Annotated in this window: 25 protein-coding genes; 5 read left to right on the top strand and 20 right to left on the bottom strand. The window is 32.2% G+C overall.

Translation table 11 applies throughout. From position 1 onward, the window contains the following. The first annotated feature begins 72 nt into the window (after positions 1-72). Entirely contained in the window at positions 73-2,694 is a 2,622-nt protein-coding gene (locus tag A4F88_RS18185) for an AsmA family protein (protein WP_068844154.1), read from the top strand. Positions 2,695-2,754: 60 nt separating this feature from the next. Here A4F88_RS18185 and A4F88_RS18180 read toward each other — a convergent pair whose 3' ends face one another. After that, entirely contained in the window at positions 2,755-3,834 is a 1,080-nt protein-coding gene (locus A4F88_RS18180) for a glycosyltransferase family 9 protein (RefSeq protein ID WP_068844153.1), read from the bottom strand. A 258-nt stretch (positions 3,835-4,092) separates the two neighbouring features. Continuing rightward, positions 4,093-4,887: a DUF2797 domain-containing protein gene (locus A4F88_RS18175; RefSeq protein ID WP_068844152.1), complete on the bottom strand. Its 795-nt coding sequence runs from the start codon at positions 4,885-4,887 to the stop codon at positions 4,093-4,095. A 282-nt stretch (positions 4,888-5,169) separates the two neighbouring features. Between A4F88_RS18175 and A4F88_RS18170 the strand changes: the two genes are divergently transcribed. Together A4F88_RS18170 and A4F88_RS18165 are read left to right on the top strand one after the other, a co-directional pair. Then, complete coding sequence (locus tag A4F88_RS18170) at positions 5,170-6,681, top strand: GH3 auxin-responsive promoter family protein (protein WP_068844151.1); 1,512 nt, start codon at positions 5,170-5,172, stop codon at positions 6,679-6,681. A gap of 31 nt (positions 6,682-6,712) precedes the next feature. Beyond that, positions 6,713-7,102 (top strand): YbbC/YhhH family protein, encoded by a 390-nt coding sequence (locus A4F88_RS18165; protein WP_073075450.1) that lies wholly within the window; start codon positions 6,713-6,715, stop codon positions 7,100-7,102. A gap of 292 nt (positions 7,103-7,394) precedes the next feature. Here the strand turns inward: A4F88_RS18165 and serB are convergent, their stop codons facing one another. From serB to A4F88_RS18135, 6 genes are all read right to left on the bottom strand, one after another. Beyond that, a complete protein-coding gene (gene serB, locus A4F88_RS18160; RefSeq protein ID WP_068844149.1) occupies positions 7,395-8,624 on the bottom strand; it encodes a phosphoserine phosphatase SerB in 1,230 nt (409 codons plus the stop codon). 272 nt (positions 8,625-8,896) lie between these two features. Then, a complete protein-coding gene (locus A4F88_RS18155) occupies positions 8,897-9,343 on the bottom strand; it encodes a VOC family protein (protein WP_068844148.1) in 447 nt (148 codons plus the stop codon). A 46-nt stretch (positions 9,344-9,389) separates the two neighbouring features. Next, positions 9,390-9,830 carry an SRPBCC family protein gene (locus A4F88_RS18150; RefSeq protein ID WP_068844382.1) on the bottom strand — a complete coding sequence of 147 codons (441 nt, stop codon included), beginning with the start codon at positions 9,828-9,830 and terminating at the stop codon, positions 9,390-9,392. A 1-nt stretch (position 9,831) separates the two neighbouring features. After that, positions 9,832-10,239: a VOC family protein gene (locus A4F88_RS18145; protein ID WP_068844381.1), complete on the bottom strand. Its 408-nt coding sequence runs from the start codon at positions 10,237-10,239 to the stop codon at positions 9,832-9,834. Between the two features lie 98 nt (positions 10,240-10,337). After that, complete coding sequence (locus A4F88_RS18140) at positions 10,338-10,742, bottom strand: SRPBCC family protein (protein WP_068844147.1); 405 nt, start codon at positions 10,740-10,742, stop codon at positions 10,338-10,340. A 58-nt stretch (positions 10,743-10,800) separates the two neighbouring features. Further along, a complete protein-coding gene (locus tag A4F88_RS18135; protein WP_068844146.1) occupies positions 10,801-11,205 on the bottom strand; it encodes an SRPBCC domain-containing protein in 405 nt (134 codons plus the stop codon). Between the two features lie 170 nt (positions 11,206-11,375). On the opposite strand from A4F88_RS18135, the gene A4F88_RS18130 reads away from it, so the two are divergent. Further along, the gene (locus A4F88_RS18130) at positions 11,376-12,338 is read left to right on the top strand and encodes a GlxA family transcriptional regulator (RefSeq protein WP_068844145.1); all 963 of its coding nucleotides are present in this window, start codon (positions 11,376-11,378) and stop codon (positions 12,336-12,338) included. 355 nt (positions 12,339-12,693) lie between these two features. Here A4F88_RS18130 and A4F88_RS18125 read toward each other — a convergent pair whose 3' ends face one another. The 12 genes from A4F88_RS18125 to A4F88_RS18070 form a co-directional block, all read right to left on the bottom strand. Beyond that, a complete protein-coding gene (locus A4F88_RS18125; RefSeq protein ID WP_068844144.1) occupies positions 12,694-13,188 on the bottom strand; it encodes a hypothetical protein in 495 nt (164 codons plus the stop codon). Continuing rightward, positions 13,185-13,766, bottom strand: coding sequence for a hypothetical protein (locus A4F88_RS18120; RefSeq protein ID WP_068844143.1), 582 nt, complete (start codon positions 13,764-13,766; stop codon positions 13,185-13,187). Before A4F88_RS18120 ends, A4F88_RS18125 begins: the two co-directional genes overlap by 4 nt. Before the next feature lie 160 nt (positions 13,767-13,926). Further along, positions 13,927-14,292 (bottom strand): hypothetical protein, encoded by a 366-nt coding sequence (locus tag A4F88_RS18115; protein WP_068844142.1) that lies wholly within the window; start codon positions 14,290-14,292, stop codon positions 13,927-13,929. Positions 14,293-14,302: 10 nt separating this feature from the next. Then, positions 14,303-14,803, bottom strand: coding sequence for a carboxypeptidase-like regulatory domain-containing protein (locus A4F88_RS18110; protein ID WP_143155057.1), 501 nt, complete (start codon positions 14,801-14,803; stop codon positions 14,303-14,305). A gap of 13 nt (positions 14,804-14,816) precedes the next feature. Beyond that, positions 14,817-15,287: a hypothetical protein gene (locus A4F88_RS18105; RefSeq protein ID WP_143155058.1), complete on the bottom strand. Its 471-nt coding sequence runs from the start codon at positions 15,285-15,287 to the stop codon at positions 14,817-14,819. 59 nt (positions 15,288-15,346) lie between these two features. Beyond that, entirely contained in the window at positions 15,347-15,769 is a 423-nt protein-coding gene (locus A4F88_RS18100; protein ID WP_143155059.1) for a carboxypeptidase regulatory-like domain-containing protein, read from the bottom strand. A 138-nt stretch (positions 15,770-15,907) separates the two neighbouring features. Continuing rightward, positions 15,908-17,272 (bottom strand): hypothetical protein, encoded by a 1,365-nt coding sequence (locus A4F88_RS18095; protein ID WP_143155060.1) that lies wholly within the window; start codon positions 17,270-17,272, stop codon positions 15,908-15,910. Positions 17,273-17,860: 588 nt separating this feature from the next. Beyond that, positions 17,861-19,093, bottom strand: a complete 1,233-nt coding sequence (clpX, locus tag A4F88_RS18090) for an ATP-dependent Clp protease ATP-binding subunit ClpX (RefSeq protein ID WP_068844137.1) — start codon at positions 19,091-19,093, stop codon at positions 17,861-17,863. A 177-nt stretch (positions 19,094-19,270) separates the two neighbouring features. Next, on the bottom strand, positions 19,271-19,945 hold the full coding sequence (gene clpP / locus A4F88_RS18085; RefSeq protein ID WP_017497934.1) for an ATP-dependent Clp endopeptidase proteolytic subunit ClpP: 675 nt from the start codon (positions 19,943-19,945) through the stop codon (positions 19,271-19,273). A 333-nt stretch (positions 19,946-20,278) separates the two neighbouring features. Continuing rightward, positions 20,279-21,601 (bottom strand): trigger factor, encoded by a 1,323-nt coding sequence (locus A4F88_RS18080; protein ID WP_068844136.1) that lies wholly within the window; start codon positions 21,599-21,601, stop codon positions 20,279-20,281. Between the two features lie 118 nt (positions 21,602-21,719). Next, complete coding sequence (locus A4F88_RS18075; RefSeq protein ID WP_068844135.1) at positions 21,720-22,064, bottom strand: phage holin family protein; 345 nt, start codon at positions 22,062-22,064, stop codon at positions 21,720-21,722. Positions 22,065-22,115: 51 nt separating this feature from the next. After that, positions 22,116-22,880 (bottom strand): alpha/beta fold hydrolase, encoded by a 765-nt coding sequence (locus tag A4F88_RS18070; protein WP_068844134.1) that lies wholly within the window; start codon positions 22,878-22,880, stop codon positions 22,116-22,118. A gap of 210 nt (positions 22,881-23,090) precedes the next feature. Between A4F88_RS18070 and A4F88_RS18065 the strand changes: the two genes are divergently transcribed. Then, a complete protein-coding gene (locus A4F88_RS18065) occupies positions 23,091-24,449 on the top strand; it encodes a hypothetical protein (protein WP_068844133.1) in 1,359 nt (452 codons plus the stop codon). Positions 24,450-24,479: the final 30 nt, after the last annotated feature.

Below are 24,479 nucleotides of genomic sequence, written 5' to 3'. Positions count from 1 at the left end.
TCTGCGAACTCAATCAAAAAAAGTTATTTTTGCACGAATCAATTATCAATTTAAACCCTCAACTCTATTTATATGTTAAAGAAAATTTTAAAAATTACAGCCATTGTTCTCGTGGTAATTGTAGCTGCATTATTCGCCATTCCGTATTTCTTTAAGGATCAAATAAAGGCTAAGATCGCAGAAGCAATTAACAAAAGTGTTGATGCTAAAGTAAGTTTTACCGATGCTGATTTAAGTTTGTTTAAAAACTTTCCGAATGCTACGGTTGGTATCGAAAAATTAGTCATCATCAATAAAGCTCCTTTTGAAGGGGATACTTTGGTTTCGTTGGGCGAATTAAATTTGAAAATGAGCATTAAAGAGCTTTTCAAAGGAAAAGAAGAACCTTTAAATATTCAGGGAATAAGTTCTACAAATGGTTTAATTAATATTATCTTCAATAAAGATGGTGTTGGTAACTTTGATATTGCTCTAAAAGACAAAAAAGAAACAGAGAAAGACGATAAAAGCAAACCGCTTTCTTTAAAAATTCAAAACTATAAAATCGAAAACTTCACTTTTAGATACATCGATCAGGGTTCTAAAATAAAAATGGTCATCGATAGTTTAAATCATGAAGGAACAGGTGATTTTACCAATTCAAAATTAGATCTGACTACAAAATCTACTGCCAAAGTCTCTTTGGATATGGATAAGATGAATTACATGAAAAATGTAAAATTAACTTTGGATGCTGTTTTAGGAATTGATTTGGAACAAAGTAAATATACGTTTAAAGAAAACAAAGCTTTAATCAACCAATTGCCATTAGAATTTGACGGATTTATTCAAATGGCTGAAAAAAAACAGATTTACGACTTGAAGTTTAAAACACCAACTTCATCTTTCACCAACTTCTTAGGTTTAATACCTTCAGCTTATGCTTCTAGTTTAGACGGAGTGAAAACTACAGGAGATTTTACAGTAAAAGGTTTTGCTAAAGGGGAACTTACTGACACAACTGTTCCTAAATTTAATGTTGAGATTGCATCAAACAATGCTTCTTTTCAATATCCTAATCTGCCAAAATCAGTTCAGAATATTGTAATCGATACTAAGATTATCAATGAAACCGGAATTTTAAATGATACTTATGTTAACTTGGATAAACTGTCGTTTAGAATTGATCAGGATGTTTTTAATGCCAAAGCAAATATTAAAAACATTACAGTCAATCCGTTTGTAGATGCGGCTTTAAAAGGAACTATCAATTTAGCGAACCTTTCGAAAGCATATCCAATTAAAATGGACAAACCGCTTGCAGGTATTTTAAAGGCCGATGTTACAACACAATTTGATATGGCATCTGTAGAAAAAAGCCAATATCAAAACATTAAAAATGCCGGAACTATGAGTTTATCAGGATTTAAGTATACTGATGAAAACAATAAGTCGATGAACATTAGCACGGCTTTGGTTGAATTTAACCCAAGTACAATCAACCTGAAAAAGTTTGATGCTACAACCGGAAAAAGTGATTTAAGCATTAATGGAGTTTTGGAGAATTTTTATGGCTTTATGTTTAAAAAACAAGAGCTAAGAGGAAATTTCAACATGAGTTCAAATCAGTTGGCTGTTGATGATTTTATGACCGCCGGAGAACCTGCTAAAACCGGAACTACAAAAGAAGGAGAAACTAAATCAACACCAGCAAAACCTGCTGAAGCAATGAAGATTCCTGCTTTTTTAAACTGTACTTTAAATGCAAAAGCAACAACGGTTTTGTATGACAATTTAAAACTAAAAGATGTTTCCGGAAAACTAATTGTAAAAGATGAAAAAGCGACTTTAGAAAACTTTAAAACTTCTATTTTTGGCGGAACTATTGGCTTAACAGGAACGGTTTCTACAAAAGCAAAAGTTCCAACTTTTGATATGGATTTAGGTTTCAATCAGGTTGATATCTCACAAACTTTTACGCAATTGGACATGATGAAAAAAATTGCGCCTATTGCGGGAATTATCAATGGTAAATTAAATTCTACTATCAAATTAAACGGAAATCTGGATGCTAAAGAACTTACTCCGGATTTAAAATCTATTTCGGGAGATTTAATTGGTCAATTGCTTTCTACTACTGTAAATGCTAAAAACTCAACAGTTTTAAACGCTTTAACTTCAAACATTAAATTCATTGATATGAATAAGGTGAATTTAAATGATATTAAAGCAGCTTTGACGTTTGAAAACGGTAAGGTAAATGTAAAACCATTTGATATTAAATATCAGGATATTAAAATTACTGTTGGCGGAACTCATGGTTTTGATCAAACCATGAATTACAACTTAAAATTAGATGTTCCGGCTAAATATTTAGGCAATGAGGCCAATGCGTTTCTTGCAAAAATGTCTCCTGCAGATGCAGCAAAACTGGAAAACATTCCAATTAATGCTATGATTACTGGTAACTTTTCGAATCCAAAAATATCTACGGATATGAAAACTGCTGTTACGAGTTTAGCAACTCAGGTTGCTAATCAGCAAAAAGAAAAGCTGACCCAAAAAGGCGCTTCTGCTCTTAGCGATTTAATCAACAAAAACACCAAAGCAAAAGACACTACACAAGCAGCAAAAACTGAAAAAGAACAAAAGACTCAGGAAGTTACTAAAAAAGCAAGTGACTTAATAAATGGTTTATTCAAAAAGAAAAACTAAAACAAAAAGAGAGGGATTCGTTGTGACGAATCCCTCTCTTTTTTTACTCTTTATTTTATTTTATATTGCTCTTGAATAAATATTTAATCGGCCATTATTCAAAATCGAATTTATTGTTTTTATATATTCTTTCTTAGTATATAAAGTCACATCAATACCAACACTGGAATTGTCATACGGCTCATATTTTTTAAGGTTTGAAACCGAAAATAATCCTATGGTTGGAGTTTGCACAGCACTAGCCAAATGCATAATACCGCTATCAGCACCAATAAACAAATCAGCATTAGCAATAACAGATCCTATTTCACGAATATCCTTACTATAAAAACTTGGTGCTTTAAAACCAATTTGCGAAACATTCTCTACAGGTAAAATTTCGATAATATTATAATTTTTATATTCTGCTGTAAGTTGCGTATAAAAACGCTCCCACCACTCTTCTGAAAGGCATTTTGCTCCGGTTGCATAGGTAAAAATACAGATTGTTTTTTTATCGCTGTCGCCAAGGTCGTTTAAAAGTTTTTTACCGTTGGTAATTTCAGCTGAAGATAATTTAAGATCAATAGGTGCTACAATTTTATTGCTTTTCGTTAATCTTAATTTGGTTAAGTAGTTTCGGAAGTTATAAACGGGATATTTTGCTATATGATCGTAATCACTTTTTTGCTGTGACTGTTCCTCATTTGAATCTCCGTAAAATTTGTATTTAGCATTTGAGAACCGTACTGCTAATCTGCCTGAAGAGGAATTTTGATCTACATTGATCGCCATATCATATGGCTCTTTTTTTATTGAAATCCAAACCTTTAAATATTCAAGTAAATTTTTAAAAGGTTTTTTAGGCAAATGAATTGTTTTATCGACAACATTGTAATTTTCAAAAATAATGGGTGCCAGAGTACCTTTTACAAACAAATCGATTTTACAATTTGGAAACGTTTCCGCAACTTCCTGAACAAGAGGTGTAATCAGTAAAAGGTTACCTAATCTTCCATTGGGTCTGCAAATCAGCACTCTTTTTATTTCGGTTTTATCCACCAAAATAAAATCATCTTCCATTTTGGGTTTCCCAATGTTCTTAGTCAGGTTGCGCATTATACCACGCCTGTAGTCGTTTATTTTGCTTAAAACACTCATCTATTAAATAATTTACGAATTATAAAATCTTAATTTAATTTTTAGAATAATCCTGAAATGAATAAGATTCAAATCTAGGGTCTTTTAATTTTTAAAATTAAATTCTTTCAATAAGCATTTGTTACAAAATTGTAACGAAATGTATTAATATTCACACTTTTTTGCTTTGGAAAGTGATATAAAATTACAATAAATTATTATTTAAATAACAATATAATAGATAGTTAGCCAAAAAACATCGACAACTACGCCATATCTCTAGATGTTTATTGTGACTACATAACCTTCTGAACCTCGAATGTTAAAAACGGTTCCGTTTTCGAAAATTAAGTACTGTCCTTTAATCCCGGTAAGCTTTCCCTGAAAGGATGGAGTCTTGTCTAAGTTTAAACTTGTTATTTTAGCAGGATAACTTAAAACCGGATAATTTAGTTCATACAAATCATTTTTCTGATTGTAAAAATACTCTTGTACCTCAGCAGGAATTAAACTTTCAACTTTGGCTTTTTCAGTCAGTAAATCAAAACTTCCATTTGTATTCTGGAGCATTTTTCTCCAGTTTGTTTTATCTGTATAATGATCTTTTAAGGCAACCTCTGTAATACCGGCCAAATATCGGTTTGGAACCTCAACAATAGCAATTGCCTGTGTAGCGCCCTGATCGATCCAGCGGGTTGGCACCTGAGTTTTGCGGGTAACCCCTACTTTTACTTCACTTGCCAATGCAAGATATACGATATGAGGCTGCAATTGTACTTTTTGCTCGTACTCTAAATCACGATCTGCAATACCTAAATGTGCAGTACTTAATTCAGGTCTCATAATCCAGTCGCCAACAGCCGGACTGGAATAAAAACACTCATAGCAAAAACCCTGACGGTATATTTTTTTCTTTTTATGACAATTCAGACATTCAAAACCTGTAAAATTAATCTCAATCTCTTTATTCAATAACTGATTCATGTTTAGAAAACTGTCTTCGAAAACCAAATAATACTGAATTGGATTTCCCAGCTCAGTTTGCATTTTGGTAAGTACTCCTTGATATGTCATTAGAATTTTAGATTTTGGTCCTGAAACTGGCAGGAACTGATTTAGATTTTAGATTGTTTTGCAGAGTTCTGAATTTTGACTCCAAATTCTATTGAAGCAGAATTTTTAGTACAAATAGAATGTCTTTTTTTACAAAAAAACACTATTTTTGATACAACGACAAAGTTAATATTTGTCTGTTGATATTCAAATTTTAAATTTCCTGATTTTCGCATCAAGCGAAAAATCAGCTCCCGATAATCAGAGAGACTAAAATAAGTAATCTAAAATCAAAATTCATCCATGCCCTTATCAATAATCAACTCTTTTGCTTCCTGGGTCCTAAAACAAAGGATACATCAAATCGAACTTTTTTTAAAATATCCAAATGAAGTTCAGGAAGAACTGTTGCACAATTTATTGATGGCGTCTGAAAATACGATTATCGGAAAACAATATGATTTTGAATCGATACATTCGTATCAGACTTTTACTGAAAGGGTTCCAATTGCAACTTATGAAGAGCTTCAGCCTTTAATTGAACGTACACGACAAGGCGAGCAAAATGTGTTTTGGGAAACTCCTATAAAATGGTTTGCCAAATCGAGCGGAACTACAAATGCTAAAAGTAAATTTATTCCGGTAAGTAATGAGGCTCTGGAAGATTGTCATTATAAAGGCAGTAAAGATTTACTTTGTTTGTATCTGAACAACAACGAGGATTCTGAATTGTTTTTGGGCAAAAGCCTTCGTTTAGGCGGAAGTTCTCAGATTTACGAAAACAACAATACTTTCTTTGGTGATTTATCAGCTATATTAATTGAAAATATGCCTATTTGGGCTGAATTTAGCAGCACTCCAAGTAGTAAAACTTCGTTAATGAGCGAATGGGAAACTAAAATTGCCGCTATTATAAACGAAACCAAAAATGAAAATGTAACGAGCTTTGCCGGAGTTCCGTCCTGGATGCTGGTTTTAATGAATAAGGTTTTAGAAAATACAGGCAAAGAAAATTTGTTGGAAATCTGGCCTAATCTGGAAGTTTACTTTCATGGTGGCGTAAGTTTTTCTCCTTATAAAGAACAATACAAGAAAATCTTACCGAGTAAAGATTTTAAATATTACGAAATATACAATGCCTCCGAAGGCTTTTTTGCAATTCAGGATCTGAACAATTCAAGCGATTTATTACTGATGCTGGATTACGGAATTTTCTATGAATTTATTTCGATGGATACTTTTGGAAGCCCAAATCAAAAAGTGGTTCGTCTGGCTGATGTAGAGCTAAACAAAAACTACGCAATTGTAATTACTACAAATTCCGGGCTATGGCGTTATCTGATTGGAGACACAGTTCGTTTTACTTCTTTAAATCCATACCGAATCAGGGTTACGGGAAGAACCAAACACCATATTAATGTTTTTGGTGAGGAATTAATGGTCGAAAACACAGATCAGGCAATTGCTAAAGCCTGTCAGGTTACTCAAACCGAAGTGATTGATTATACGGTTGCCCCAATTTTTATGCAGGACAAAGAAAAAGGGGCTCACGAATGGATGATTGAATTTAAGAAAAAACCAGCTGATGTTGGTCTTTTCCAGAAAGTGCTGGATGAAACCTTACAAACTTTAAATTCTGATTACGAAGCGAAACGTTACAACAATATGACTTTAAATCCTTTGGTGATTAATGTCGCTCGTGAAAATTTATTTTATGACTGGTTAAAGGAACGTGATAAATTAGGCGGACAACACAAGATTCCAAGACTTTCGAATCAAAGAGATTATTTGGAGCAGTTGAAGGAGATGTGTTAATTTATATCTAGTTATTTTGATTAACAAAATTTTGTCTAAAAGAAAAAATCAGCTTAAGGTTTTAATTGTACTTGTTTTAATTCTTATTTTCAATTGCTGTTCTCATGCAAAACCAGGAGGAGATAACGCAGAATTTGAATTAAAAGATGCTCTTAAAGGAGATCCTAGTCAAGACAATGTTGTTGACAACAAAAAATTACTGATTAAGAACAATGAAACTGCAATCAAAATTGCAGAACCTATTCTTTTTGGTATTTATGGAGAAGATCAAATTGAAGACCAAAAACCTTATGAAATACATTTAATTGACAATTATTATGTTATTAACGGAACCTTAATGTGGGGAGAACAAGGCGGAACGTTTTTAATTATAATTGACGGGAGGAATGCAAAAGTCTTAAAGATTACTCATTACAAATAATTATTATTTCTTTGAAATAAACTATAAAAATGAAAAACAGAAAATTCCACTAAATCGCATGAGGGATAGAAGTGGAAATCCTTTTGTGCCGGGGTTCGGCACAAAAGATTGAAACGGATAGCCCGACCCGGAGGGACATGCCCATAAAAAAACCTTAGCTTTTATTAGAAAACTAAGGCTTGTATTTTATTTTTAGACTAAAGTGTTACAAAATCATTTGAGATAATTAGCCTTCGACTTCGCTCAGGGTGACAGTTGTTTTTATCAGGCTGAACAGAGTCGAAGCCCTTTTCTACATCATGTCGATATATCGGTCATGATATCCCAGAAGATATAAAACCCCGTCAAGTCCTAAACTGGAAATTGAGGTTGAGGCGTTTTCTTTTACTTTTGGTTTGGCATGAAAAGCGATTCCTAAACCGGCTAAATTTAGCATTGGTAAATCATTTGCACCATCTCCAACTGCAATGGTTTGGTTGATGTGAATTCCTTCTTTTTCGGCAATAGCCTTTAGATATTCTGCTTTCTTTTGTCCGTCAACGATATCTCCTAAATATTTACCTGTAAGTTTTCCGTCTTTTATTTCTAACTGATTGGCGTGAACATAATCGATTCCGAGTTCTTTTTGAAGATAGTCTCCAAAATAAGTGAATCCTCCGGAAAGAATAGCCGTTTTATAACCGTAATATTTTAGGGCTTTCATTAAACGATGTGCCCCTTTTGTGATAGGTAAGTTTTTGGCAACATTTTGCAGAACATCTTCACTTAAACCTTCCAGCAATGCCATACGCTGTTTGAAACTTTCGTTGAAATCAATTTCGCCATTCATTGCAGATTCTGTAATAGCACGAACCTGTTCTCCTACTCCATTTAGTTCTGCCAATTCGTCAATAACTTCGGTTTGGATTAAAGTTGAGTCCATATCGAAGCAAACCAAACGGCGGTTTCTTCTGTAAATATTATCTTCCTGAAACGAAATATCGACGTTTAAGGTTCTTGAGATTTCCATGAAACTTGCTGTCATACCAATCTTATCTACAATGTCTCCGGTTAATGATAATTGTATACATGATCTTGGATATTCTTCTTTTTCGACCACAGAAGTTCTACCTGTTAATCTTATTATAGAAACGATATTTAAATTTTGATCAGATAAAAGTTTTGCTACAGCTGCCAATTGTGAAGCGGCAAGTTTTTCTCCCAAAATGTTAATGATATAACGCTGCTTGGATTGTGTTTTTACCCACTTTTCGTAATCTTCAACAGAAATTGGAATGAATTTTACCTTAACTTCCAATTCATAAGCTTTAAACAGTAAGTCTTTCAAAACCGGTCCAGAGGTAGAACCTGCTTCGATCTCGAACAAAATTCCTAAAGAAAGCGTATCATGAATATCGGCTTGTCCAATATCCAGAATAATAGCATCATACGCTGCTAATACTGCTGTTAAACCGGCAGTTACTCCTGGTTTATCATGTCCTGAAACTTTTAATAAAATAATTTCTTTATCCTCTGTTGCCATTTTATCTGTGTTGATTTTGAAAGCGACAAAAATCGGCAATCTCCTGATGATAAAAAAGAATAATCTTTGTTTTTTTGAAAAGAAAAAGCACATAATAATGTGCTTTTTCAAGTAATTTAACAATTATGTTCCGCTATTAAAATTACATAACTTTTTAGCTGTAGCAGATTGCCAAAAAGAATAATAAAAAAAATCTAATATCTTTTTTTTCGCCACGAATTCACAGATTAAGCGGTTAAAATTCGTGAATTCGTGGCGGATTATTTCATGAGTTATTTTTTAGGCTCTGACTCATCAAAATTAACCATCCAGCTAACACCGAATTTATCTTTGAACATTCCGAAATAAGCGCCCCAGAAAGTCTTATCCATTGGCATATACACAGTTCCGTCTGCCGAAAGTCCGTTAAAAATTCGATCTGCTTCTGTTGTACTTTCCACATTAATTGAAACCGAAAAGTTTCCTCCAAATGCTACATCGCCAGATTGTGTGTTACTGTCACTTCCCATTAAAATGGTATTTCCAATTGGTAATGAAACATGCATAATACGATTTGCATCTTTTTCTGACACTTCAGGGCAGCTGCCATTTTCGTCTGCCGGCATGTCTTTAAATTTTCCGATATACGGAAATTCACCTCCAAAAACTGATTTGTAAAACAGAAATGCTTCTTCACAATTTCCATTAAAAATTAAATAAGGGTTTACTGATGTTGCCATGATTTTTGTTTTTTTGTTTGTTATTTTTTTTTGACTTTTGTTTAAATTATTTGTTTTCTGACAGTTCTTTTACGACTTCTAATCCTTTAGGAAAAACTTCCTTAAAATAATCGACATACTTTTCTACTGTATCAACCCGAGCGACTAAATCTACAAATTCATCATCCGGAGTTAAGCGATACGTTTCCATTGCGCCGCTCCATTTTTTTGTTTCTTCATTAATAGGTACTTCTTTAAAGTCTTTAATTTCACCTAAATGTTTAAAAGCCATATATTCATTTGGAATTTTCGTTTCAATAACGCTATACATTCCTTCTCCGTTAGGAGACATAAAATGTACTTTGTCACCTTGATTCCAATCGGTTATCGTGTATGAGCCTTCACAAAAAACTCCTGTCCATTTTTTATAGGTTTCGTCGTCCCACAAAACTGACCAGATCTTTTTTGCCGATGCTTTTATTCGGATTTTAAATTCTAACGTTTCCATATTATGATAATTTACTAAAATCCATAAAAAGTACATTCCAGCGATGACCGTCTAAATCTGCAAAACCGCAGCCGTACATCCAGCCCTGGCTTTCTGCAGGCGGGGCAAAAACATTACCACCGGCTTCCTGTACTTTCTTTGCCAGTGTGTCTACTTCGTCTTTGCTTTCTGCATCGATCGAGATCAGAATTTCAGAACTTGCTTTAGTATCCGTAATTTTGTTTTGCGAAAAACCTTCAAAAAGTGATTCTTCAAAAAGCATTACTACAAAATTTCCTTCACCTACAACCATACAGGTTGAACTTGGTGTATCATGTTCTTCATTAAAAGAGAAACCAATTTTCGAGAAAAAAGCTTTAGATTTTGCCACCTCTTTTACTGGCAAATTCAGCCATATTTGCTTTGTCATTTTTTGATGTTTTTCGTTAGACATTTCTTTTTAAGACGCTAAACTGCTCAGTCGCTTAGTTGCTAAGTTTTTTTACTTTACATCTGAATCTTAAAAAACTAATTATTCTCTACATAACTTTTAAAATTATCTAAAATCGCCTGCCAACCGCCGCGTTGCATTTCTTCCGGATTTTGAGTTTCCGGATCAAAACTTTCGATTATTTCTATTCCGTTTGGAGTTTCAGTAAAACTAATTTCGACTTTTCTGCCATCTCCCAAAACATATTGAATTGCTTTGTTTTTTTCTACCAGAGTATATTCACCTCCAAAATCAAAACTCATACTGCCATCTTTTGCCGCCATCGTCGATGAAAATTTTCCGCCTTCTCTTAAATCATTTTCTGCATAAGGCGTGTGCCATTCCGGAGAGGCAAAACTCCATTTTGTAATATGTTCTGACAATGTCCAGAATTCCCAAACTTTATCTATTGAGGCATTAATTGTACTTTGTATTGTTATCATTTTATATTATTTAAAAATTATACTTTATAAATTGGGTTATTTTCTTCGGTTCAAAAAGCTAAAGGCTTTCGACATATGCTTTAAAATGATCAATTACGTTCTGGCACCATTCTTTTTGCATACTTTCAGGATTTCCTGCTTCTGGTTCAAAGACCTCAGTAATTTTTACCTGATCGCCATTATTTTCAAAATGCACACTCCCGGTTCTGCCATCTGTAAGTTTGTATTCGATAATTGAATATTTTTCTACTTTAGTGTATAATCCTTCAAAATCAAATTGCATGCTTTTATCTTTAGTTGCCATGGTGTATTTGAATTTACCGCCAACTTTCAAATCATTTTCTGCATAAGGTGTATGCCAGTTATCATAAGCATAATTCCAGTTTTGAATGTGTTTCGGAATTGTCCAGATTTCCCACACTCTGTCTACAGAAGCATTAATGGTGTTTTGAACTGTTATCATTATATTTTTCTTAAAATTAGCTTTGGTTTTTATATAAAATTACAAATTATTTAAAGCAAATTTAAAATATTACAATTAGCTTTGAGATACATTAAAAGTCATTTTTAGGGGCATTTAAGACAAAATACTTATTTTTGTATACCACCATTTTTCTAAAAACAAATAATACCATGAGCAAGAAAGTAGGTTTAATTATACCGCATGATTATAAATTATTAAGTATAGCTGCCATTTTAGAGGTTTTTGAAACAGCTAATAAACTCTCTAAAGGTGACAAATATTTTGATATAATGGTTTTTCAATCGGCTGAGCAAATCAATCAGGAACGAGAATTTGGTTATCCTATTAATTCGATTCAGGATTCTGTTGAAATTTTAGATCTGATTTTAATTCCTGCCTTTACCACTGATGATATGAGCGCAATGATAGCCAAGAATAAAAATTTTATTCCGTGGTTAAAAAAACAACATCAGGCGGGAGCTGAATTAGCCAGTTTTTGTACAGGCGCTTTTTTGTTTGCGGCTTCAGGTTTATTAAACGAAAAACTGGCTACAACACATGTCGATGCCTGTAGTGCTTTTACAAAGGCTTTTCCGATGGTGAAATTAAAACCCGAAGAAACCTTAACAGCCGATGGCAGTTTGTATACAAGTGGCGGTTCTACCTCAACATTTCATTTGTTAATTTTATTGATTCAGAAATATTGCGGAAACGAAATCGCAGTTCAGATTGCCAAAATTTTCTCGATTGACCTAAACAGATATAAGCAAAGTTATTTTAGCACTTTCAGGCCCAATCACCTGCATAATGACACTTTGGTAGCGATGTTGCAGCAAAAAATCGAAAGTCAGTATCATAGTATCGAAAAACTGGAAGAAATCACCAAAGATATTCCAACAAGTGCCAGAAACATGACACGCAGATTTAAGCAGGTAACTGGGATTCCGCCAATTGAGTATTTACAAAATATCAGGGTAGAAAGTTCTAAAAAATATCTGGAACAAACTCAGCTTTCGATTTCTGAAATTATTGAGAAAACCGGTTATAACGATCCAAAAGCTTTTAGAAAAGTATTCTATAAAATGGTTGGCATGAAACCTATTGAGTATCGGGAAAAATTTAGGGTACAGTAGTTTTTTTAGAAGCAGTCATTTTTGTTTTCACAATAACGATTTGTCCTGCTCTACACTATATCTTTTGCTGTGAACCCCACAGCAAAAGGATGCCGTTTCGATCAGGGCTACATCAGAACTTTTATTTTTAGAAGAAAAAGATCTTTGAAAAATAAAAAGCATAAAAAAACCTGTTCAAATAAATGAACAGGTTTAAAATTAAACCTTGTCAAAATTGAAAACTTCAACAAAGTGATATCAGTATTTAAGAAGCTATTTCCATTCGCTTCAATAAATTTTTATTCAAGGTGTGTTTCGCATAATCTTTATCAATTGTCAAAACTTTATCATCAGAACTTGGAAGCTCCTACATCAGTTATTTTTCTATCTTTTTACCCTTAATGCGAGAAACCTTAATCCCGTAATAAATACTACCAATTATTAAAAAAGGTAAAACAAAATAGTAATATTTAATAAATTGAAATGAACCGTTAAAATAGGCGAAATAAAAACAATCCATTATATATAAATAAATAAGCAAAAACAAACATATTACTACAAATATTAAGTAATTTCTAGTTAAAGTATTTAATTTTAAATATAAATTTGGTTCTAAAAAATACAATAAGCCTTTTGAATAATATCTATTCGGAGATTGCATTATTCTTTCTTTTAATTTCTCAGCTAAAATTTGTTTTAGATAAAAGAGCGTACCAATGATAAACATTGGCAACACCAAATAAAAATAACTTATAACATAATAAGTGTCATAAAAATTAATAGTGAAAAAATATTGCACAAAGTAAAAATAGACAAACAATAAAGTACAGATTGCTCCAAAAATCAAATAATTTCTATTGAGTATTTTCATATATTTTGGTTATTAAAAAAACCATTATACATTTTAAAATGACCTATATAGATATCTTGAAAACCAATATCACTTATAATGGTATTCATTAAAGTTTGTGGGAATTTTTGATATAGCAGTTTTTCTTCAACAATTTTCTCAATATCTAAAATTATATCATCCATCTTTCTACTATCTAAATTTTGAGTTTCTAGTTCCTCGATCTTTTCTTTTGTAAACCAAAGTTCAGCGTGATGCCATCCTCTTCTTATTACATAATAAGGTAATAAAAGACTAATATGCAACGAAATTGAAAGTAATTCACCATTTTCAAAAATATTCAAAAAAAATGTAAAACATCTGTCTTCACAGCCATCTAATGTCGAAAAATCTTGAAATTCTTTGAGAACTATATCATTCTCAAATTCCTTTTTAATATTATCCCGAATTCTGAGATTTTCTTCGGAATCAAAATAATCAATAATTTTTCTTAATCTATTATATTCTACAGTTTTCAAATATTTATCTCTTTCATCCCAAGGACATACATTCTTAGGATAATATAGATATACAAAATTTGTCAAAACATCTTCTATCATAATGTTTTTTTTAAATGTCAATTCAGCAAGAATATATATTGCTTAACATAGATAATAATTTATTTTAAGTTATTGAGTTCCTTCTGCATTCTGTCATGTGCTCCACCTTCTATACAATCAAACATAGGTCTAACGTCTTCTTCTAAATAAAAATCAATTATTATTTCCTTTCTGTTATAGATATCAATGAAATCCGTCTCAACTGTATGATAGGGAAAAGCAGACAACTCCATGTAGAAAAATTTGTTTTCAGATTTCTTGTTTTAAATGAGTACTCTCCTTCATCAGTAGTAAGAAATTTAAAACAACCTGCGCTCGCAACTGCATAATGTAGTGATTTACCTGTTTTCATATCAAAAACATGCCCTCGTATGGTTACCATATCATCCTCGCTTTTTGATTCATATTGCCCCAAAGTAACCGTATATGCTCCTTTGTTGTAAGTTGGAAACTTTCTTTTAAAAGAAGAACACCCAGCTAAAATAAACAAGCAAGTAGTTACAAGTATAAATTTATATTTCTTCATTTTAAAAAACCTATTTTAAATTATTGAGTTCTTTCTGCATCTGTTCATGTGTTTCACCTTGAACACAGTCAGGAAAAGATCTGCTATCTTCTGCTAAATAGAAATCAATAATAATTTCCTTTTTATTATAGATATCGATAAAATCCGTCTCAATTGTATGATAGTACATAGCGGCTAAGTCCATTTGAAAAGACTTTCCTTCAATATTTCTAGTTTTAAAAGAATATTCTCCATTGTCAGTAGTTATAAATTTAAAACAACCTGCTGTTGCTACTGCATAACGTAATGGCTTGCGTGTTTTCAAGTCAAAAACATGGCCTCGTATAGTAACTACATCAAAAACTTGTCCACGGAAATTGAAAGTCTCATTTTCGCCTTTTGATCGATTTTTACCTACTGTTACTATATATCGTCCTTTGTTATTGGTTCCTAACTTCCTTCTAAAAGAAGAACAACTACTCATAATAGATATACAAATAATTATCAGTAAAGTAGATTTACTTTTTTTCATGTAAAGGAGATGACTATTTTAAGTTATTAAGCTCTCTTTGCATTCGCTCATGTGCCCCACCTCCTGCACATTCAAGCAAAGGTCTTTCATCCAAAGCTAAATAGAAATCAATTATTACTTCTTTTCTATTATAGATATCTACATAATCTGTTTCAACTGTACGATAAGGATAAACAACTGCCATCATAAAAAAAGCATCGCCTTTTAAATTTCTGGTTCTAAAGGAATACTCTCCATCAGATGTTGTCTGAAATTTGAAACAACCTGTAAGCAATATTACATCACTTAATGCTTTGCCAGTTTTAACATCATAAACATGACCTCGAATGGTAACGCTTTCGTCTTCAGTCTTTTGTTCATGTTCACCTAAAATTACTTTATATCCTCCTTTATTGTTAGTTGGAAGCAACTGACCAATTGCAGAAAAACATCCAGCTAAAATAAACATGCAAGTAGTTGCAAGTATAAATTTATATTTCTTCATATTGATAATTTTAGACAAAAAGCCCCCTAAATTCGGGAGGCTTTTCTTAAAGAAAAAAATTATTTTAAGTTATTGAGTTCTTTCTGCATTTGATCATGGGACCAACCAGTAGTACAATCAAACATAGGCCTGTCGTCAATAGCTAAGTAGAAATCAATTATTACTTCTTTCCTATTGTAGATATTGATAATATCCGTATCAACTGGCCGATAAGGATAAACAATGGCTTCCATATAAAAAGAGTTATCTTTCAGGTTTCTGGTTTTAAATGAGTATTCTCCTTCGGATGTCGTTTGAAATTTAAAACAACCTTCGATTACTGTTGCATTACTTAATGGTTTCCCTGTTTTTACATCAAAAACATGTCCCCGAATAGTTACTACATCAAAAACTTGTTCTCCTAGAGTAACAGTCTGGTTTTCACTTTTTGATTTATACTTACCAAGCATTACTGTATATCTTCCTTTGTTACTAGTTGGCAATTTATTTTTTAAGGAAGAACATCCTACTAAAATAATCAAGCAAACAAGTATTATTAATTTATATTTTTTCATAATGACAATATTTATCAGTAATTTAACAATAAATTGTAGATATTCATTATTCTTTAATGAAAATAATTAGCAACCTGTTTTTTTACCTTTTTGTGGCTTTTTATTCCCTAAGAAATCTTCTCCATTTAATTCGATACCTAATGTGCTTGATATTCTTCTTTGATCTGTTAAAGATAACTTTTTAAACGCCTCTGTATTTTCAAGACCACCCCAAGCCATATCTTCATAGAATTGTTTATTTAAATTATATCCTTTACTTATTCCATAACTTTCTAAAGCATTGGCTATTGATTGCCTAAGACTTTGTGCAATTTCATCATGATGAGTCGAATTCCATAATTTTGCATCCATATACTTATCAAATAATACAGGATATTCAGCTTGAAAACCTGGTTCATTACGAATATAATAAGTTATTAAATAAGCATGTATAGCTTCATGAAGCATCGTTTTGGCCCAAGAGAGTTCAGTAGCATTCGGAAATTGTTTAATATCAAAAGTAGTTGTCATACCTGTTATTGCATTATATGTTGACATCGTATTACCAGAAACTCCAAATTTATTACTTCCAGTTTCCATAGTCCAATTATAATTATATGATGGATCGTTTCCCGAAAACTTATTTATAATATTTCCCGGACCGGCATTTATATTTATTAAATCATCTAATATTTTTTTTAGGCAAGGCGGCAACTTATCAGTGTAGATTTGTTTTTGTATTGCAATTGCAATTGCATCAGATGTTGGTGTTGTAATACCATATCCTCCGTCACCCACGTCCCAAGAATAGTAATCAGTTCCTCCATAGCTATCACCACCATAAATATCATTGCCAAATATGCTGGAATATCCAAACATATCTAATGCATATACCTGTCGATAATTGTTTTGAACTATAACCTCGTTTAATGGAATAGCTTTAGCACTCGTGGCAGTAGTTTTTACAGTATTATTTTCAACAAAATAACTTACAATAATTCCATCTTTTGCTCTAAACCCACTAATAAACTTACCATCTAAAGAGTAAGAAAACAGCTCTCCGGAAAAACTTCCTTTAACAGAATCTTCATCAGGATACATAGTAAAAACCACACCCTTGATTTCGTTATCAACTTTCAACAGCAATACCCTATCATTTCGAAGATTGTTATTTGTTGCTAAAGGAATTACAGTTAGCTGCTGATTGCTACCATTAATCTCTTCCTGTGAAATTTTATCGAGTTCAAGGTTCTCTAATATATTGTTTGCTGATTTTCCAAAAGAATTAGTTTTTGAACGTGTCAGAAAGTTTTTTGCTTCATCAATAGCTACTGTGTGAATTTTACTCTGTACTTCATTTGATGAATTTTCTTCATTTTGGCAATTAAACATCAATAATGCAATACAAAGTAGCATTATTACTTTTACATGGCTTTTGATTTTCCTTTTCATAATCTATTTTCCTTAAATAATTAAATTAAAATATATAAGAAATAAATTATAAAAAAATATTTAATTGAAAGAATTTATTTAAAAATAACCTCATGAAAATCAAGCAGACTATAACCAGAAACCTGAATATTTCAATTGAATCTAATAATCACACTCATTGGATTTAATTCTTACCAAATAAGTTGCTAAACTAATGTTTCTATGCTGATGTGCTTTTTCGTAGTATTTTAAAACATGCATACAAGAGTGCCGCCTCTTTTAAAACTATATTGTAGTAATCTTTTAAACCTGTCTGTTCTTTTATAAAATCGTTTACAATTTTAACTTATATACTTTGCGAAAGACAGGAAATAAACAACAAACGCAATAAACAGTATCAATAATTTAATTAGTACAGGATTTGTCTTTGGGTATATATTTTTATTTTCATAATCTGTATTAAAAAAACAAAAACCAAATATATAAGAAAAAATTTATAAAAAATATTTTATTAAAATAAAAAGCATAAAAAAACCTGTTCAAATAAATGAACAGGTTTAAAATTAAACTTTGTCTAAATTGAAAACTTCAACAAAGTAATATCTGTATTTAAGAAGCAATTTCCATTCGCTTCAATAAATTTTTATTCAAGGTGTGTTTCGCATAATCTTTATCGATTGTCAAAACTTTATCATCAGAACTTGGCAATTCGTACATGGCATCTGTTAAGATAGCTTCACATAACGAACGTAATCCACGAGCTCCTAATTTGTATTCTAATGCTTTGTCAACAATAAAATCTAATGCTTCGTCTGTTATGGTAAATTCAACATCATCCATTAAAAATAATTTTTGGTATTGTTTTACCAATGCATTTTTAGGTTGTGTCAAAATTGCACGTAATGTTTCTCTGTCTAAAGGATCCATGTGTGTTAGAACCGGCAAACGACCAATGATTTCAGGAATCAGACCAAAGTCTTTAATATCTTTTGGAATGATGTATTGCAACAAATTGTCTTTGTCAATATTATCTGCATTTTTTGATGTCGAATACCCCACTGCCTGACGGTTTAAACGTTTAGAAATAATACGTTCAACGCCATCAAAAGCTCCTCCTGCAATAAACAGGATGTTTTGAGTATTTACTTCAACAAATTTCTGGTCCGGATGTTTACGTCCTCCTTTTGGCGGTACGTTTACCACTGTTCCTTCCAGTAATTTCAATAAAGCTTGTTGTACTCCTTCACCGGAAACGTCACGTGTTATGGATGGATTATCGCTCTTACGGGCAATTTTATCTATCTCATCAATAAACACAATTCCTCTTTCGGCTTTGGTTACATCATAATCAGCGGCCTGTAGTAAACGAGTTAAAATACTTTCAACATCTTCTCCTACATAACCAGCTTCTGTAAGTACTGTTGCATCTACGATTGCTAAAGGAACGTCTAACATTTTTGCAATTGTTTTTGCTACCAATGTTTTTCCGGTTCCGGTTTGTCCCACCATAATGATGTTACTTTTTTCAATCTCTACTTCGTCGTCTAATTGCTGTTGCATTAAACGTTTGTAGTGATTGTAAACTGCAACTGACATTACTTTTTTAGTTTGGTCCTGACCAATAACATACTGATCTAAAAAAGCTCTGATTTCTTTAGGTTTCTTTAAAATTAAATCACCAACAAGTTTTGCGCTTCCGCTTGATTTTAATTCTTCTAATACAATTCCGTGTGCTTGTTCAATACACTTATCACAAATATGTGCATTAATACCCGCAATTAATAAATTAGTTTCTGGCTTTTTTCTTCCACAAAACGAACATTCTAATACTACTTTTGCCATTCTTTATTTAGTTGCTAAGCTGCAAAGTTACTAAGTTTCTGAGATTTTTCATTAAAACCTCAAAAACTTAGTAAGTTATTAACTTTTTATTTTTTGTTTCGAGTTTAATTTTGTTTCAAGTTTCAAGTTAATTTTAGAACCTTAGTCCTTTACAACTTCGAATCTTAAAAAAAAAAATTAGCTTCTTCTCAATACTTCATCAATCATTCCGTATTCTTTTGCTTCGTCTGCAATCATCCAGTAATCACGTTCACTGTCTTTATGCACTTTATCAAAAGTTTGTCCTGAATGTTGCGAAATGATGTGGTATAATTCGTCTTTAAGTTTCAACATTTCGCGTAAGTTGATTTCCATATCTGTTGCAACACCTTGTGCTCCTCCTGATGGCTGGTGAATCATAACTCTTGAATGTGGCAGAGCCGAGCGTTTTCCTGCTGCTCCTGCACATAATAAAACTGCTCCCATAGAAGCTGCCATTCCTGTACAAATTGTCGCTACATCTGGTTTGATGTATTGCATCGTGTCATAAATTCCTAATCCTGCATAAACACTTCCTCCAGGAGAATTTAAGTAAATCTGAATATCTTTTGATGCATCTGCACTTTCTAAGAAAAGTAATTGTGCCTGAACAATGTTAGCGATCTGATCGTCGATACCTGTTCCTAAAAAGATGATTCTGTCCATCATTAATCTTGAAAAAACGTCTAATTGAGAAATATTCAACTGACGCTCTTCGATAATATATGGAGTCATATTAGTTGGATTCATTGCTGCTATGATTTTGTCATAGTACATAGCATTTACGCCTTGGTGCTTTGTAGCAAACTTTTTGAATTCTTTACCGTAGTTCATATTTTAAGTGTTCTAAGTTTTACGTTTATTTGTATGTATTCTTCATCAAAGGTTGTACCTCTTTCTAAAGGATGTCAATTTGTCTTCTTTTTTAAGATCCTAAGGTTCTAAGCTACTAAGATTCTAAGTTTTTTTTTAAAACTAAGAAACGTTCACCAACTGAAACCTGAAACAAAAAAAAGAACGTCAATAGAAGAAAAACTTCCATTGACGTTCAAATATAATTATTTTTATCTTTCAGTTTCTGTAATAAAATCTTAATTTTTAAAATCAAGTTAATGAAGTCTGCTTCTTAACTTTTGACTTTACAACTTTCGACTTTCAGACTAAAATTTATTCTCCGTAAGATGCAGCAATAAATTCTTCGTAAGTTACTTCTTTAGTTGTTGGATTTGCTTTTTCTTTGAACAACTCTAACAATTTCTCTGCTACAACTTGCTCAGAAAGTCTTTTCACTTCTTCCTGGTTAGACAAAACTCTAGCCACAATTCCCTGAACTTCTTCATCAGTTGGGTTTGTTTGTCCAAATTGAGCCATTTGTTGTTTGATCGCTTTTGAAGTGAAAGTTTTCAAATCTTCAAAGTTAATTTGAATATTACTTTGAGCCATAGCTTTTCCTTCGATCAATTGAAAACGTAAACCTTTTTCAGATCTTGCGTATTCAACTTCAGCTTCTTCTGCAGAAAGTTTTTTCTCTCCAACAGTTTGCAACCATTTTTTAAGGAATTCAGCCGGTAAATCAAATTTTGTATTTTCGATTAGGAAATCCTGAACATCTAATAATAATTTTTGATCTGCTTGTTGCGCGAATTGAGCCTCAGCATCTTCTTTGATTTTAGATTTTAAATCTTCAAGAGAAGCTACTTTTCCTTCACCAAAAAGTTTATCGAATAACTCCTGGTTTAATTCAGCTAATTCAGCTCCATTGATGGCGCTGATTGTAAAGTTTACTTCGATATCTAAACCATGAACATCATCATGAGATACTTTTAGGTAATCCATTAATTGGTGATCATCTTCGAATAAACCTTTTGTGCTTACTGTAACTACATCACCTACTTTTTTACCGATGAATTTATCCCCTGCTTTTTTGTTGAATGTAGAAACAGAGATTGTAGTCGTATTATTGATTCCTTTTTCTTCGTTTGAGAAAGTTCCGGTTAAATCTGAATCAGCTTCAACTTTATCCTGAGGAATTGCTTTTCCGAATTGTTTTTGGATACGCTCTACTTGTCCGTCGATTAATTTATCATCAGCAGTAACAATATATTTTACGATATTGTTTTTTGCTTCTAAATCAATTTCGAAGTTTGGTACTAAACCAATTTCGTATTCGAAAGTAAGTTCTTCAGCATCCCAGTTAAAATCTTCGTTTACTTTTGGAAGTGGAGTTCCTAAAAGATTTAATCTTTCAGACTGAATATAACGCTCCAAAGCCAAATCAACTACTTTTTTAACCTCTTCTTGTTTTACGCTTTTTCCGTATTGTTTTTCAACAAGATCTTTAGGAACTTGTCCTTTTCTAAATCCTTTTACTTGCGCCAAAGGCATTTTTTCGTTGATTCTTTTTGCTACCTGACCTTTATAATCCATGTGAACAACTGTCATTACAATTGTTTCATTCACAGCGTCTATTGCTACTCTTTTGATATCCATCTTCTTCTTTAATTTACATAATAAAATTGGGTTGCAAAATTATAAAATTTTTGCAACCCAACCAAGTTTTTAATTTATTGTATTTGAAGATGTTTTAAACACGTTTTCTATATTTATTTTATTTATCGTCTCCCAGTATCCTGTAAGTAACAGACTGAAGAATAGACAATATAATACTAAAGAACAATGCGGTCCAGAAGGAATCGACTGCAAAACCTCCCACAATATTAGTACACAACAAAATAATGACTGCATTAATAACCAGTAAAAACAAACCTAGCGTAATAAACGTAACCGGTAGCGTTAGGATAACTAATATTGGTTTTATAAACAGATTCAATAATCCTAAAACAATTGCTACAATTATTGCTGTACCAAAACTTGCAACATGTACCCCCGGCAAAAAGTTAGCAATTAACAACACCAAGGCAGCAGTAACAAGGAGTCTAAGTAATAGTTTCATATTTTTTGATTTAAAGTTTTAATAAAAGTAATAAAATTTACTTCAAAAAAATTATTCTTTCAGGAACTCTGTTGTGATTTCAAAAAACATTTTAGGGTTTTCGGCATGAAGCCAATGTCCTGCATTTGGAATGGTTTCGAACTTAGCTTTTGGAAAATGCTGACGTATTTCATCAAAATCTGCATCTGCAATATAACCTGATGCGCCTCCTCTAATAAATAAGGTTTCTTTTTCGAAAACCAAACCATCAGGCAAAGCTTTTCCAATGGCATCGAGATTATTATTGAAAACTTCGAGATTAAATCTAAAAGCCAATTGTCCCGGTTCTTTCCAATATAGGTTTTTCAACAGAAACTGACGTGTTCCAAAATCAGGAACATATTGTGCAACGACAGCTTCAACATCATTTCGACTTGGTTTTACCGAAAAATCTACTGCATTTAAACCTGCTAAAATATCCTGATGATGTTGTTTGTAAAATCTCGGCCCAATATCTGCTACAATCAGTTTATCTACAATTTCAGGATGTGTAGTTGCAAAAAGCATTGCTACTTTTCCGCCCATTGAATGTCCTAAAATATCTATTTTGCTTAATTGATTGGCTTGGCAATATTCGAAAACGTCTTGTACCATCGCTTCATAACTCCATTTGTCTGAATGAAAACTGCGGCCGTGATTGCGCAAATCTAAAATATGAACCTGAAATCCGGCTTCTACATACTGCCCTGCTAATGTTTTCCAGTTGTCAGACATCCCCAAAAATCCATGCATGATGATAAATGGTTTTCCTTCGCCTTCTATTTTTGAGTATAACATTCTCGTTTTCTTTTTTAAAATTGTATCGCAAATTTAAAAAAACTTATCTATTAATCTGTAAGAGAATATGTTCTGTCAAAATCTTTTCCTAAAAAAGTTTAACAGAAAAAAGTTTACATTTTTACGGTTTCCCGTAATGTTTAAAAACTTTATAAAACTACCTTGCGCCCCAAAATAAAACAACAATTTCATTTAATTTAAACACAAATCATGATTAAAAAATTCATTTTGCTATCATTGGTTGCTTCACAACTTATGGTTTCATGTTCTAGTGATGACAGCAATGACAAACCAGAAACAGAACAAACTATTGAAGAACAAATTGCCGCTTTACTAAAACAACCTTATTCAAGTCTTACTCCTGCCCAGCAAAAAACTAAATTAGAAGCCGAGGCTAATGAAATGCTTGTTCAATTGGATAAGACTAAAAGTTCTGGCGCAATTGAAGCATTAGAAAATTTATCCCGATTGTTAAACGTTAGTCAAATTGATATTTTTAATGGTAAAAATGATAATCAGGTAGAGGATATTTTAAATATTTCTGGTGTTTATGGTATATATACCTGGAACAACGCAAATAGCACCTGGGTTAAAACAGCTTCAACTACGGAATTAAAATTTGTTTTTCCAGCTAAAAAATCTCAGACAGCAAATAATGCTGTTTTTTCATCAAAAAGCGTTTCTTCTGACATAAAAGTTAAGTACCATGATAGCTATGCATATAATGGCAACCAAACTGTAGATGTAAATGACTGGATTTTTCTTCCAACTTCATCAGATGCAGTTTTAACAATTGACAATGCACAGGCAGCAACATTTACTCAAACTGCAAAATATTCTAACGGAAAAGAAATCCCTACTGAATCTGCATTTAAATTAACATTAAATGATGGATATACCTGGGAAATGAGCAGTCTAAAAGCTACAGACAACAGTGCAAAAGCAGCTCTTACTTATAACGGAAAAACTTTAATCGATTTTAATGGCGGAAGTAATGCTGAAATTGACAAGTTATTAGATAATAAAGAACTTATCCAATACAGAGGAAAAGCAAATGGATTGTTTAAATTAATGGATAATTTTGTAATTGTTGCAAATATGGATTTAGCTACTTCTGCAGCAGATGAAGTTACGTTAGAAAAAAGCTTAGTTTATCCTAATTACCCTAGCTACTCTGACCCTAAAAGCGATTACAAAGCCTACTATACAGCTGCAAATGCTTACAACAAAAAATACAGTGAAGGGGAAGTATCTAATTTCAATAAAAACTTTAAACTTACTTTAGTCTCTAAAAAAGATGGTACCAAAATTGCTGAAATTGTTGAACATTCAGAAAAAGAAGAATCTTCAAGTTGGGATGTATTTAACTTACCAATCTGGGATGCAAACAACAAATATTGGGCATGGTATGACGATAAAGGGGAAGTATTTACAAGAGTATATTACAACGAAGTATACTACTTAAAATTCAATGACAACACTGAAGTTGAAATGAGCGCTTATTTCTCTAAAGGATTTGAAAAGTTCCAAGATAAATTCGAAGACTTTATTAAAGCTTTTAACAAATAATAGCTTTTAAAATACAACTTAAAGCCGATT

The organism is Flavobacterium chilense (assembly GCF_001602525.1).
Lineage (GTDB): Bacteria > Bacteroidota > Bacteroidia > Flavobacteriales > Flavobacteriaceae > Flavobacterium > Flavobacterium chilense.
Note: the sequence above shows the minus strand (reverse complement) of the source record. Positions and strands in the feature narration are given on the sequence as shown.